Below are 13924 nucleotides of genomic sequence, written 5' to 3'. Positions count from 1 at the left end.
ACAATGCCAATTACTCAGCAGCGGTTGAGTGGTCTTTAGCTAAGAATTCTCTAATGATCCCTAAGTCACGGGTACGTGGGATAGGCGGTAAACTCGCCAAAAACACACCACCGTAATCGCGGGTCACCAAGCGGTTATCGCAAATAATCAAAGCACCATTATCACGCTTATCACGTATTAATCGGCCAACACCTTGTTTCAAGGTAATCACTGCGTCTGGTAACTGTACTTGTGCAAAAGGATCACCCCCTTTTAGCTTACAGTCCTCGATTCGAGCCTTAAGTAATGGGTCGTCTGGAGCTGTAAAGGGCAATTTATCGATGATAACACAGCTTAATGCGTCGCCCCTAACATCGATACCTTCCCAAAAGGCACCAGTGGCCACCAGCAATGCGTTACCTAATTCCATGAATTCGGCTAAGGTTTTTTGCTTACTGGTCTCACCTTGCAATAGAACGGGTACAGTAAGCGTTTCACGGAATCGCTCGCCTAACTCTTTCATCATGCTGTGTGAGGTACACAAGAAGAAACAACGACCTTGGTTTTGCTCAATCACAGGAGCCAGCATTCTGACTAATTTGTCAGCCAAGCCCGGACTATTGGGCTCTGGAAGATAGCGAGGCACACACAAGCGTGCCTGATTCGGATAATCAAATGGGCTCGGCAGTGAAAACTGTGCCGACGGCTTTAATCCAAGTCGAGAGGTGAAGTGGTCGAAATCATCCGACACAGCTAGTGTTGCTGAAGTAAACACCCAAGCACCCGGCTTGAGCTCGATTTGTTCGTGGAATTTATCGGCAACCGAAAGAGGCGTGATGTGCAAAGCAAATTGTCGTGGCGTTGTGTCATACCAATAGGAATAACCGGTAATCGACACATCACACACACGTTCGATACGCGACTTAATCATGGTTGCACGTTCGAAAGCCGTGTCTAACAACTGGCTTCGACCCAATGCTAATTTCAATACATCGACGGCCAGTTGCAACGCATCTTGTAAACGAACCAACTCTCTCGCGATCGACTCTGACTTCAACGCTTCACGCCAATTACCGCGAAACCCTGTGTCGCCGAGAACAATACGTAGGTCAGCAGCTGATTGAATTAGCCTCTCACCAACTTTTTGCAACTGACGCATGTCTTTGGCTTCAGTGCGGTAAGCAATTTCAATGTCTTTAGCTAGTTCTTGGATTTGTCGGCTTGATACTGATTGTCCAAAGTACTGACTGGCGATATCTGGAAGTTGATGCGCTTCATCGAAGATAAACACATCAGCCTCTGGAATAAGCTCACCAAACCCGGTTTCTTTAATCGCTAAATCAGCTAAGAACAAGTGGTGGTTTACTACGACAACATCGGAATCCATCGCTTTTTTACGCGCTTTCAGCACAAAGCAATCCGTGTAGCTTGGGCATTCTTTACCTAAGCAGTTGTCGTTAGTTGAGGTAATGGTTGGAATAACCGGACTATCTTCAGCAATATCATCGCAATCGCCTAAGTCACCAGTTTGAGTCGCCGAAGACCAGCTGCGCACTTTCACCAACTGAGCTAACAATGTTGGATCAGTATGAGTGCCATGACTTTCGATCATCTGGCGGCTCAAGCGGTCTAAACACAAATAGTTTGAACGACCTTTCAGCAGAGCAACCTGACCATAAAAACCAAGCGCATCGACCATTAATGGTAAATCACGATGAAATAGCTGCTCTTGAAGGTTTTTTGACCCCGTACTGATGATGGTTTTCTTGCCACTCAGCAGCGCTGGCACGAGGTAAGCAAACGTCTTACCGGTACCCGTCCCTGCCTCAACAACCAATTGGCTTTGTTGCTGGATAGCTTGTGAGACCGCTTCAGCCATGTCCAATTGAGCTTGTCGTGGTTGAAATCCTGGGATCGCTTTACCCAGAGCACCATCAGCAGAAAACGTTTTAGATATCATAGAGTACGTGGTTTAGAAAAATAGAAGGCGAATTATGGCAGGTTTAGAGAGCCGGTGCGAATCAGAAATGACTGCACACCGGAGGTGTCTATCGAATAGAACATGGTAGGCTAAGCCTTATTAACCAGCCTAGCCCGAAACAAATCAAAGGGTTGTTTAACTACTGCGATTCAAATACCGAGATAACCAAGGCGCACCAGAAAAACCGGAATCACTTGGTTGCATAGCTTTAGCAGCATCAGTCGGCGAAGCTTTGCTTTCCCACATTTCATCAAGAACGTTGCCGTCCACCTGAACATCACCAACTAATGAATTTACACGCTTACAATACAACTTTTTCGCTAGTAACTCTTTATCCATAAATGATCACCTATGCATGGCTGAAATGTTGGCTCGCTCTAGTGGAACTTGACCGAGAATATCGGTTAAAACCGTCAGAAATCTAACCTCTACCTAAATTTATTAAGCCTCTCTATTTATTAATCCCCTAAATGAACGGTAGATTTTGTTGAAACCAAATTGATAATAGATTAATTATAACGGTGATATTGCGGCTCAGTTCACCGTTCGACGGCCTGCATTAAATTTGAAGAATCCCGATTGCATATAAAAAAGTGCAACATTCATGGAAGTAAGATGCAAATGGAAAGAAAAACTTTATTAACACATTGTACTGACGCCCCAGGCCTCATCTCAAAGATCACCAACATTTGTTACAAGCACCAACTCAATATTATTCACAACAATGAGTTCGTTGATAACACTAGTGGTCACTTCTTTATGCGTACCGAGCTAGAGGGTTACTTCAATGACGAAACCTTGCTTGCCGATTTAGACCAAGCATTGCCAGAGAATGCGAAACGTAAGCTGATGGGCTCTTCTCGTAAGCGTGTCGTGATACTCGTGACTAAAGAAGCTCACTGCCTCGGCGATATTCTGATGAAGAACTTTGATGGCAGCTTAGATGTCGAAATCGCAGCGGTGGTTGGCAACTACGATACTCTGCAAAGCTTAACCGAGCGTTTTGATATTCCTTATCATCATGTTTCTCACGAAGGATTAAACCGTGAAGAACATGAGAAGAAGATGCTTGAAGTGATTGACCAGTACGAGGCGGACTATCTGGTGCTTGCTAAATACATGCGAGTGCTGACTCCGGGGTTTGTTGAGAAGTACAACCACAAAATTATCAACATTCACCACAGCTTCTTACCAGCATTCATTGGTGCTAAACCATACCAGCAAGCTTATGAGCGCGGCGTAAAAATCATTGGTGCAACCGCGCACTTCGTGACAAACGATCTCGATGAAGGCCCAATCATCAAGCAAGACGTGATTCCAGTGGATCACAACTTCAGCGCAAAAGACATGGCTCAAGCCGGTCGTGACGTAGAGAAAAACGTATTGAGTAAGGCTCTAAACAAAGTGATCAACGATCATGTGTTTGTTTACGGCAACAAGACTGTAATTCTGTAAGTCGGGGATTCGATTTACAGTAAGACTTTCAGTTAGAACCCAATAAAAAACGCGCAACAGGGTTAACCCGTTGCGCGTTTTTTGTATCTGGTTATTAGACTAGCTTTTAAAGATTCCCAACTACACTCCTTCGTCGCTATCGGGAATGACGAATTTGGCAAGAACCCTCTAACTGTAGACTCTGACATACGCCCTCGAACGCTCAGTTAGCCTCTAAAACTCGACTCTGGCAAACACCATCAAACACCCCGTCATTCCGACGAGCCTAGGCGAGATCAGGAATCTATCCCAGCAATTATCTACTCAAATTAAGCTTGTTCAGACTCTACAATCTTCTTCAAAGAGTGTGGATGCAACTTGATGCAAATCCCTTGATGCTTAAAAGCTACCGTTGGGTTATTCAAACGCTCACCCTCACCTTTTGGGCTCGAGAGTTTTATCTTAACGCCTTGCTCAGCCAAGGTTTCAAACTTAGCAGCAAACTGCGGGTACGTTTCTTTGAGGTCCGCTAGATACTCATCAGCCGTTTGCGCGTGAGAAGGAATCACAAACTCGACATGTTCCCAATCTTGGCTTGGGTAAATTTTGCCTTCTGCAGGGTACGGAAGCTCTAAACACTCAATCTTCCAACCAAGACTTTGCAATGGTTCATCGAAAGCCAACACAACAATTGGACGACCGTTAATCATCGCTTCTGAAATCGTAGAACCGTATTCAGACCATGCTTGATGTGCTGATTTCGCAAGCTCAGTTTCATTGATTCTTAATGCAATATGATCCGCTTGAGCAAAGCTTAAATCTAAACCCAATGTATTTCCTAGGTTCTCAATTTTCGCCATAAACGTATCAAGGCGCGCAATCATTTGTTGTGGTTCTAGTTCAGCTTGCTTCAGGCTCATGGTCATTGTCTATGTTCTCCAAATAATGGCTGCATGGTATCAGTTTTACTTTCAGCAACAAGCGTTGCTTTTACAAAAAAACGTTCAAAAAGTACGGTGTCTTACTTTCCTAAATAGACAAACCTGGCTTGGTCAAAGTCGATTGTCAAAAACCCCTTAGGAAATGTTAATTTTCTATCAATTCGACCTATAAGAAACCCCACAAAATTGGTATGATTAACGCCATTTTTGTGAACTTAAACAGAGTCTGTTGTTCATTTCGGCATTAAATCGTTAACTCGAAGCATAATTAACCAAATTTAATACCCACGAAATAACGGCCACTCTTATTCATCCTTGAATTGAAGGAAACGCGTGTGAATATCCAAGCACTGATTAATGACAAAGTATCTCAGGCTCTAGAAGCCGCTGGCGCACCTGCAGGCTCTCCTGCGGCTGTTCGCCAATCTGCAAAACCACAATTTGGTGACTACCAAGCAAACGGCGTTATGGGCGTTGCTAAACGACTAGGCACTAACCCTCGAGAATTTGCTCAAAAAGTATTGGACGTTCTAAACCTAGACGGTATCGCTTCTAAAGTTGAAATCGCAGGTCCAGGTTTCCTAAACATCTTCCTAGATGAAGCATTCCTAGCACAACAAGCAGACGCAGCATTGGCTGACTCTCGTCTTGGTGTTACAGCGGCTGAAGCACAAACAATTGTTGCTGACTACTCAGCACCGAACGTTGCAAAAGAAATGCACGTTGGTCACCTACGTTCAACGATCATCGGTGATGCTGTTGTTCGTACATTAGAGTTCTTAGGCCACAAAGTTATCCGTGCTAACCACATTGGTGACTGGGGTACTCAATTCGGTATGCTTATCGCAAACCTTGAGCGCATCCAAGCTGAAACTGGCGAAGTTTCAATGGAACTTTCAGATCTTGAGCAGTTCTACCGTGAATCTAAAAAGCTTTACGACGAAGACGAAGAATTCGCAGTGAAAGCACGTGGCTACGTAGTGAAACTGCAAAGCGGTGACGAATACTGCGCTGAAATGTGGAAAAAGCTGGTTGACGTAACCATGGTTCAAAACCAACGTAACTACGATCGCCTGAACGTATCACTGACACGTGATGATATAATGGGTGAAAGTATGTACAACCATATGCTTTCAAACATCGTTTCTGACCTGCAAGCACAAGGCCTAGCAAAAGAGTCTGACGGCGCACAAGTTGTATTCCTAGACGAATACAAAAACAAAGATGGCGACCCGATGGGCGTTATCGTGCAAAAACGTGACGGTGGCTTCCTATACACCACCACCGATATTGCCTGTGCTAAATACCGTTTTGAAGAGTTGGGCGCAGACCGCGTACTTTACTTCATTGACTCTCGTCAGCACCAACACCTAATGCAAGCTTGGACTATTGTCCGTAAAGCGGGTTATGTTCCTGAGTCTGTATCTCTTGAGCACCACGCGTTCGGCATGATGCTAGGTAAAGATGGTAAGCCATTTAAAACTCGTGCAGGCGGTACAGTACGTCTTGCTGATCTTCTGGACGAAGCAGAAGTACGCGCAACTCAGCTGATTGAATCTAAAAACCCTGAGCTAGCAGAAGACGAGAAGAAAACCATCGCGAACACAGTTGCAATGGCGGCTGTTAAATACGCAGATCTTTCTAAACACCGTACAACTGATTACGTGTTCGATTGGGAAAACATGCTAGCATTTGAAGGCAACACAGCACCGTACATGCAGTACGCGTACACTCGTGTTGCTTCAATCTTTGCTAAAGCAGGGATTTCTATGGACTCTCTTGAAGGTGAAATCAAAATCACTGAAGAGAAAGAAAAAGCACTTATCGCAAAACTTCTACAATTTGAAGAAGCGGTACAGTCTGTTGCTCGTGAAGGTCAACCGCACATCATGTGTAGCTACCTGTTCGAACTTGCTGGTCAATTTTCTAGCTTCTACGAAGCATGCCCTATTCTTGTGGCTGAAGATGAAACCGTTAAACAGAGCCGCCTGAAGCTTGCTGCACTAACAGCGAAGACAATCAAGCAAGGTCTGTCGCTTCTAGGTATCGAAACTCTAGAGCGCATGTAAGCGATTCGAGATTCGAGATTCGAGATAATTAGAAAGGTTGATGTGAGAGCATCAACCTTTTGTTTTATCTAACGTATACTGAATTCAAGAAATCGAAATGGATAATAATAATGAGCTTTGAACTTCACCCACAGTTAGCAAAAGACACCACGCTTATCGGCGAATTTCCACTAAGCTTGGCGCTGCTAAGCAAAGACAGCGCAGTGCCTTGGGTTATCTTGGTACCAAAACGTGCCAACCTAAAAGAACTGCACCATCTACCAATGAAAGAACAACAGCAGTTCTTGCTTGAGTCTCAAGCGGTAAGCCAAGCATTAGAAGCTACGTTTCAACCAGACAAGTTAAACCTAGGCGCATTGGGTAACATGGTGCCACAGCTGCACATTCACCATATTGCAAGGTTCAAAGACGACATCGCGTGGCCAGGCCCAGTATGGGGCAACACCAAAGGCGAACAACGAACTGAAGAAGAACAAGCAGCAATTCATACTCGTATTCAAAACGTATTATCGCTGAGCTCTATCTTCAAGAAAGCGTAATTCGAGTTCATCTCATTGAGTTTTCAAGCAAGGCTGTCCGGAAAAGACACATAACAAAAAGCCGCTCACCTAAAATAGGTGAACGGCTTTTTTATTGTCTATCTCGCCGTTTTCAACGAGAGTATGAAGCTCTGAACTACATCATCACATTGAGTGACAGGCCATCTTGTTTACTGATGGTGTAACGAATACGTGTTGTATGACCCTGCTTGTTGGTGTCGACCAAGCGAGATATCTTACCTTTCTTGACCCACACTCCCAGCATCGCATCGACACCGTCTTCACTCATTCCAAACTTAGAGGCGAGTTCACTACGAGCAGCAACACCTTCGTTATCAATATATTGATGAAGTTCAGTTAAAATCATACGACTTGCACCTCTAGCGCTTTTTGCTTGCTGCCGATTTTCTTGAAGATGCGATACGTCACCACAAAACCACCGGCAATTGCCACCATCCACACAGCACTACTCACTGGGTGTACCGCGAAGTTTGCTGCTTGGTAATAGAAGGTTGCACCGAAGTAGCCAAGAGCCATTGTCCATACCGCAATGAAGCGGGCAAACGTCTGACCAAACTCACGTACATAAGCGCCCATCGCAGCAACACAAGGTGTGTAAAGCAGGATAAGAATCAAGTAAGCAAACGCAGCGTGGCCTGATACAAACTTGTCTTTCAAGTTACCAAAGATCGAAGTATCAACCTCTTGTTCTGCAGCCACAGAGCTTGAGTCAGACAAATCGCCCACTTCAATACCTAATGGATCTGAATAGCTCAAACCCGCTAGATTTTCAGGGATGGTCATGACGGCTTCTTGCAAACTTGCTGCTAAATCAAATTCAGCCGCTTCTTCGTCTGATGGCGTTGTGTACAAGCTGTTTAATGTACCAACAACTGCTTCTTTAGCGAAGATACCCGTAATAATACCAACCGTTGCAGGCCAGTTTTCTTCAGTAATGCCAATCGGTTGGAACACTGGAGTTACAACTTGAGCCGCTTTAGATAGCACTGAGCTTTCGCTGTCTTCGTTACCAAAACTGCCGTCCATACCTAAAGAGTTCAAGAAACTCAGAATTGCCACAACCATTACGATGGTTTTACCTGCGCCAAGCACGAAACGTTTCAGCTTCTGCCAAGTTTTCAGCATCACGTTTTGCACGGTCGGCAACTCGTAATCCGGCATTTCCATAACCAAGCTATCACTGCTACCAGGATAGATAGTATTTTTAAGGAATAAACCCGTAAATACAGAAGCGACAATACCCATGATGTACAGAGCGAAGACTACATTTTGCCCAGCACCTGGGAAGAACGCAGCTGCGAACAGTGCATATACTGGTAGACGAGCACCACATGACATAAACGGCGCCATTGATGCAGCCAGTTTACGCTCACGCTCTTGGTCAAGAGTACGTGTTGCCATAATTGAGGGAACGTTACAGCCAAAACCAAGTACCAACGGAACAAACGCTTTGCCCGGTAAACCAATCTTCTGCATCACTTTATCAAGTACAAATGCAGCACGAGCCATGTAACCTGAGCTTTCTAGTACCGCTAAGAATAGGTAAAGCGCGGCAATAACCGGAATAAAGGTCGCTACCGTTTGAATACCACCGCCGATACCATCGGCAAGAATGGTTACTAGCCAAACAGGCAAATGGTCATCTAATAAGTGGTGTCCACCATCAACTAATATAGCTCCAACACCAATATCAAAGAAGTCGATAAACGCACTACCGATATTGATAGAGAACATGAACATTAGGTACATGATGACGAAGAAGAAAGGAATGCCGACCCATTTATTCAAAATGAATTGGTCTGCTTTCTCAGTAAAGTTACGGCTGAGTTTACCTTCGCTGCGACGAACACGTTTACAAAGGTCATGTAAGAAAGTGTATTTGGCGTCAGCAACAGCAAGGTCAATATCGAAATCAGCACCAAGACGCACACTGTCAATTTGAGTGCGAGTTTGTGGAGCCAGTCCATTCAATACCAAATAATCATTTTCTAAAGCACGAATCGCTAGTGCTCTATGCGACACATCAGCATCATCAAATTGTGACTCAACAGAAGGGATAAGAGTTTCTAACGCGGCATCGTAATCAATAGAGATAGGGTCAAGACTCACACCTTGAACAAGGAGTTTATGCAGACGCTCTTTAAAGCGTGCAACTTGGTCTTTGTCGTTTGCAGACAAGCTTAAAACTGGACAGCCAAGCTCTTTCTCTAGCGCTTTAAGGTTAATCACCTGACGCTCACGCTTTAATACATCCATCTTGTTCAATACAACGATCATTGGGCGACCCAACTCTCGTAATTGTAATGTCATGTATAAGCTTCGTTCTAGACAGCTCGCATCGACAACATTGATGATGACATCTGCAGGGTGAGTTAGCACAGCACGAGACGCGATAGATTCATCAATGCTGTTCGCATCATTACCACTGTCTAGTGCGTAGATACCCGGTAAATCCGTTAGCTGAAACTGATCACCAGCGTGCGAATACAAACCCGTCTTCTTTTCTACGGTTACACCAACCCAGTTACCAACGTGCTGCTTGGCACCAGTTAATGCGTTAAATAATGTTGTTTTACCACTATTTGGGTTACCAACAGTAAGAACTTGATAATCCATTTAGATAACCTCGATTTGTTCTGCAATGCTTTCACGAATGGCGATAGAAACACCTCTCACCTCAACTTGAAGGGGGTCACCCATAGGTGCACGGCGGATAAGCGTTACCTCGGTTTTTGGCAACATACCCATAACCATAAGTTTTTTTCTTACGTCTGGTGTTAAGCCTGTTAGTGCAACAATAGAAGCCGCCTTTCCTTGCTCTAGTTGTGAGAGTTTCATAAGTACCCGATTCGTGACTGATAATGAGAAAGATTGTTATTACCGCCATGATACACATACATTCCCACAATTCCATTGTGTGAAATCAATGTTTTCGAAAATATATACTCGTAAATTTCGTTAAAAACGTTTACGTCAAAAACGTTACTTTCAACAAGCAACGAGAACTACCTCACTAGTACCAATCAAGAGATATGGAAATAAATCTCTATATATCAATAAGTTGAAATAATGTCGGTTTTCTAATGGCTATCTGTCGTTAATTTTATAAGTAAAATAAGTGGGCAAACGTATAGTTACTCCATCGAAGAGAAACTACTTCTCTTTAATTTTATTCCAGAGGTGGTGTGGCTTGCCATATCACTCCGGCAGCAAGCGAAGGTGTCCTTGGCACCCGTGGTATAGTCCCCCCGGCTATACCACGATATTTTTTTCTTCCTTTTGTTTATCCCCAAATATTGTCAAACTCTCAAAGCAGCCATATCAATCTCGCATCTCGTATCTCGTATCTCGTAGAAGCATAAAAAAGCCCCGACACGAATGTCGAGGCTAAACTATCTTTATTTATGTGGAAGTAGAGTAAATCCGCAGCTAGCTACTCTTCGCTGTTTTCAGCAAACTTAGATGGTGACATACCAAAATGGTGCTTAAACCTTTGACTGAAATAGGAAGGGTCATTGAAACCAGAATCAAACGCGACGTCTGAGATCTTCTCTCCCGCAAGTAACCGCTCGCACGCATGCTCTAAGCGAACTTCATTCAAATGCTCTTTAAAGGTCTTGTCATAAGCCGATTTAAAGCGTCTCTGTAAGCTTCTCTCAGACATGAACAAGTACTTAGCAGCAGTTGCAGTGCTAAACTCTGCGTCAGCGTAGTTTTCACTCACAAGCTGCGACACTCTGTTTTTCCACTCTTGTTCAGCACTCAATCTTTGCTGCTCTGGCGTTGAGGCGGCAAGCTTAATGGTTTCAATCTGCTCAATTGTGCTGGCTTCCAGATTATCCAGTACTTGGTATTCAATCGGCCACGAAAGCTGAACCTTATTTTGATAGTCAGAAACAAAGGCGTTCAGCTCACCACCATTCTGATTCATCAATAGAGGTAATTTTTCGATGTTTAGATCAGTCGATTTTCCGGTGTTGTCACTCATGCTTGATGCCAGTTTAGGGAAAGGCATCCCATGATCTCGAATCGTAACTACAAGGTGTTCCTTCACTTCTTCAACCAGAACTACCATGTTTTGTGACTTAAAGTTTCTCTTTATGATGCTCGCGACCAAATTGTTCAAAATAATATCGAGATTAAAATACAGTAATGATACGTGTCGTTGTTTAGTATCAACTCTAATATCCAGTTCGATACCAGCTTTGGCTAAATCATCTTGCCAAGCTTTGAGTACCGCTTCCAAGATCAAAATTATATCGTAACAGACCTTCCCCTCTCCTTGAGGTGTATTGCTCAACTGAGCCAAGCCCTTTTTCAACGTTAAGATTGGCGACTTGCCTTGCTCATCATTCCAATTCGGGAGCATCACAGCAATATGATTCACTTCAGAAGAGAGTTCATTTGCTGTGTGAGACACAAGCGCATTCTTAACGAGTAGCTGCTTTTTAAGCTGTTGATTGGTCGTCAACAGAATGCGACTTTGATGCCTCAGTTGATCCGTTTTTAATGCAACTTGCGCTTTTAGGTGTCTGTTGGCAAAAGTGACATAACGAGAACGCCAAAAGACCAAGATAGTCACAACACCAATCAACAACATCAGAGAGCTTGCTGCAGCCCAACTGGTAAGATACCAAGGCTCCGCGATTGAGAAGCTTTGATTCGTTGACACAAAGCGATAATGCGAGTCCTTAATGGGTTTAACTTCCAGTGTGTAGTCTCCAGGAAGAAGGTGGTCGAGCGTTAACAAACCGCCTTCAAATTCACTCCAAGATTCATCGTCGTTCAGGCGGTACTCCATCGCAGGGGCAAAAGTCGCAGGTAGGATACCCAACTTAAAACTCATAGATGAACCATAAGGGATTTCATCTAAATCAGCTGTCTTACCACCAAGTGATACCGTTTGCTGATCGACACTGATCTTACTCAACAATGCGCGACTATGAGGTGTTGTTGATACCAATAACTCATCAGATAACGCACTGACTACACCATACTTTGAACCAAAAATAAGCCTCGTAGATTGGCTCTCTTCACTGTAAAACAGAGCACATGCACCTGCCGCCAGTTCATTGGTGATCAAGCCAAATGGTGAACCGATGTGTTTATGCAGCTGTCCATCCAGTCCGTAATAGCTGATACCCTTCGAAGAACCTAACCACACACCATTGTCATCGCTTATTAAGCAATTTGGGCTAATATTATCTTCAACAAGTGTGATCTCTTGAATAACAGAGCTGTCATAAGAGATTCGATACACGCCATAACTGCTCGCAAACCATTGAGCCCCATCCTTCGCATTTTCAATATCGACCACTTTGCCAAATCGTTCGCTTGAGCGACTAAAGCTAATTCGTTTATCGCTAAAAGAGTAGAAACCGTGGTCGGTGCCTATATAAATACGACCTTGTAATCCTATATTGAGAGCGGTGATTTTTGCTGGCAAAAACTTATCAACTAACCAATCTGTACCGTACCCTGTCAGCTTCATGGTTTCGATAGATAACGAATAAAGGTTTTGCCCCGATGTTATCCAAAGCACGTTATCAGCTTGAAGCGCAAAGTTCTCAACGTGAACCCCCTTAATCGGCCTTGGTAAACCGAGAGCTTCAGGCTCTAATGTACTGGTATTAAAGCTAATAATACCTTCTTTAGTAGCCAACCAAATGGAAGAGCCAAAGATCTCAAAGTCCAGTACCGAGTTAGAGTAAACACGAATTGGATTCTCTTTGCTTTGAGTGTCGACCAAATAGAGACCCATTGAGGAAGCAACCCAAGATAATTGTTCACTAACAGGCTGTACTTTGTTTATCACCACACTACTCGAGTGCATACCCATTCCCGTCAATGGCGTTCTTGAGAATGTCTTACTGAACAGTGAGAAATATCGGATACCGTTATTTGTCGCGACCCACATCCCCCCAGCATGGTCGTTGATTAACGAATATATTTTCTCTCCCGGTAACGAGAAATCTTGATTAGCGGCTTGTTCGAATCGTGTAATTTGACCCGTAATGAAGTTATAACTGATGAGCCCATGCTCTGTGCCAATCCAATATTGATCTGAAGTTTCAGCAAGCGAGAGAACGTGCGACCCTTTTATTTTGTTTTCTTTATCTGGATTCGCGAGATCAACAATTACCGCCCCATTTAAAGTACCAATCACTAACTCTCGTCTAGCATTAGAAAAATAAACCGTCTCAATATGGTGCTTATCTGATGCTGCGATGTGGGTAAACTCTTTCTCCTCGGAAAGGTAAGCACCAGAACTGGTCGCGAGTACCCATTTCGACAATACCCACTCCGCATCGTTAATCGTAATATCGCTGCTATTGTTGTATCGATACAGTTTGAGTAGTGAGTAAGTTGCAAACTCTAAAGAATGAGTATTGTATGTATAAAAATTACTACCATCGGTGACCCAAATATAATCACCTGATGAGCCGATATTCGCGATCTCAGCGCCAGGGCTTAAGCTAAACGCAAGCTCATTGCCAATACCTGGGCTATGTCGGTAAACCTCATTATCAAAAAATGTCCAAAACTCATCGTTAAGAAACGCAACTTTTTCTGAAGAAAATTGCAGAAGGCTACCCTTTCGCGGAAATAGGGTCCGGCCATCATAAAAGAGTACTTTTCCATGGACATCATGAACCCAGAGCCCACCGCCGGCACCTAAGTACAAGTTTTTAGCCGCAAGAAAGTTTCCTTGCGCTTGAACGGGCAAAGGATAAAAAACGGAGGGTGATGTATTTACCGCGAGAGCGCTAAATGAAATGCTCATTAACATGAACATTTTGAAGATAATTCGATACAACTTTTCATCCTGAACAGCAACAACACATAAAATTTTGGTATCTACAACGTCTTATCGCTGCTTAACCAAAAGCTGAGTTTTTTTGTGCTTATTATTATCTTTCTATTTTAGCTGAAATTAACAAAGGAGAAAGGAGGTTTGCT

10 protein-coding genes are annotated in these 13924 nt (G+C 43.7%); 3 read left to right on the top strand and 7 right to left on the bottom strand.

Going from position 1 to position 13924, the window contains the following annotated elements; translation table 11 throughout:
* Positions 1 to 10 precede the first annotated feature (10 nt).
* A complete protein-coding gene (locus BCU75_RS23955) occupies positions 11 to 1939 on the bottom strand; it encodes an ATP-dependent DNA helicase (RefSeq protein ID WP_102475282.1) in 1929 nt (642 codons plus the stop codon).
* A 156-nt stretch (positions 1940 to 2095) separates the two neighbouring features.
* A complete protein-coding gene (locus tag BCU75_RS23950) occupies positions 2096 to 2299 on the bottom strand; it encodes a hypothetical protein (protein ID WP_102475281.1) in 204 nt (67 codons plus the stop codon).
* A gap of 282 nt (positions 2300 to 2581) precedes the next feature.
* Here BCU75_RS23950 and purU point away from each other — a divergent pair, with 282 nt between their 5' ends.
* On the top strand, positions 2582 to 3415 hold the full coding sequence (gene purU / locus BCU75_RS23945) for a formyltetrahydrofolate deformylase (protein ID WP_017093523.1): 834 nt from the start codon (positions 2582 to 2584) through the stop codon (positions 3413 to 3415).
* Between the two features lie 308 nt (positions 3416 to 3723).
* On the opposite strand, the gene BCU75_RS23940 is transcribed toward purU, so the two are convergent.
* Positions 3724 to 4320 carry a VOC family protein gene (locus tag BCU75_RS23940; protein WP_102314876.1) on the bottom strand — a complete coding sequence of 199 codons (597 nt, stop codon included), beginning with the start codon at positions 4318 to 4320 and terminating at the stop codon, positions 3724 to 3726.
* A 350-nt stretch (positions 4321 to 4670) separates the two neighbouring features.
* Here BCU75_RS23940 and argS point away from each other — a divergent pair, with 350 nt between their 5' ends.
* Positions 4671 to 6404, top strand: a complete 1734-nt coding sequence (argS, locus tag BCU75_RS23935; RefSeq protein WP_102475280.1) for an arginine--tRNA ligase — start codon at positions 4671 to 4673, stop codon at positions 6402 to 6404.
* A 110-nt stretch (positions 6405 to 6514) separates the two neighbouring features.
* A complete protein-coding gene (locus tag BCU75_RS23930; RefSeq protein ID WP_065110960.1) occupies positions 6515 to 6943 on the top strand; it encodes an HIT family protein in 429 nt (142 codons plus the stop codon).
* Positions 6944 to 7079: 136 nt separating this feature from the next.
* On the opposite strand, the gene BCU75_RS23925 is transcribed toward BCU75_RS23930, so the two are convergent.
* The 4 genes from BCU75_RS23925 to BCU75_RS23910 all read right to left on the bottom strand — a co-directional run bounded on the left by BCU75_RS23925 (position 7080) and on the right by BCU75_RS23910 (position 13760).
* On the bottom strand, positions 7080 to 7310 hold the full coding sequence (locus BCU75_RS23925; protein WP_102475279.1) for a FeoC-like transcriptional regulator: 231 nt from the start codon (positions 7308 to 7310) through the stop codon (positions 7080 to 7082).
* Complete coding sequence (gene feoB / locus BCU75_RS23920) at positions 7307 to 9580, bottom strand: Fe(2+) transporter permease subunit FeoB (protein WP_102475278.1); 2274 nt, start codon at positions 9578 to 9580, stop codon at positions 7307 to 7309. Before feoB ends, BCU75_RS23925 begins: the two co-directional genes overlap by 4 nt.
* A complete protein-coding gene (locus BCU75_RS23915; protein WP_004734203.1) occupies positions 9581 to 9802 on the bottom strand; it encodes a FeoA family protein in 222 nt (73 codons plus the stop codon).
* A gap of 595 nt (positions 9803 to 10397) precedes the next feature.
* Positions 10398 to 13760 carry a helix-turn-helix domain-containing protein gene (locus BCU75_RS23910; RefSeq protein WP_241905405.1) on the bottom strand — a complete coding sequence of 1121 codons (3363 nt, stop codon included), beginning with the start codon at positions 13758 to 13760 and terminating at the stop codon, positions 10398 to 10400.
* Between the last annotated feature and the right edge of the window lie 164 nt (positions 13761 to 13924).

The organism is Vibrio splendidus, assembly GCF_002873455.1.
Lineage (GTDB): Bacteria > Pseudomonadota > Gammaproteobacteria > Enterobacterales > Vibrionaceae > Vibrio > Vibrio splendidus_J.
This window is presented reverse-complemented; position numbering and strand designations above follow the sequence as displayed.

Bases quoted from the DNA above. Each gene is read 5' to 3' on its own strand.
- BCU75_RS23930 (WP_065110960.1), top strand. From the start codon at position 6,515: ATGAGCTTTGAACTTCACCCACAGTTAGCAAAAGACACCACGCTTATC.
- BCU75_RS23955 (WP_102475282.1), bottom strand. From the start codon at position 1,939: ATGATATCTAAAACGTTTTCTGCTGATGGTGCTCTGGGTAAAGCGATC.
- BCU75_RS23915 (WP_004734203.1), bottom strand. From the start codon at position 9,802: ATGAAACTCTCACAACTAGAGCAAGGAAAGGCGGCTTCTATTGTTGCA.
- BCU75_RS23950 (WP_102475281.1), bottom strand. From the start codon at position 2,299: ATGGATAAAGAGTTACTAGCGAAAAAGTTGTATTGTAAGCGTGTAAAT.
- BCU75_RS23925 (WP_102475279.1), bottom strand. From the start codon at position 7,310: ATGATTTTAACTGAACTTCATCAATATATTGATAACGAAGGTGTTGCT.
- purU (WP_017093523.1), top strand. From the start codon at position 2,582: ATGGAAAGAAAAACTTTATTAACACATTGTACTGACGCCCCAGGCCTC.
- BCU75_RS23910 (WP_241905405.1), bottom strand. From the start codon at position 13,760: ATGTTCATGTTAATGAGCATTTCATTTAGCGCTCTCGCGGTAAATACA.
- feoB (WP_102475278.1), bottom strand. From the start codon at position 9,580: ATGGATTATCAAGTTCTTACTGTTGGTAACCCAAATAGTGGTAAAACA.
- BCU75_RS23940 (WP_102314876.1), bottom strand. From the start codon at position 4,320: ATGACCATGAGCCTGAAGCAAGCTGAACTAGAACCACAACAAATGATT.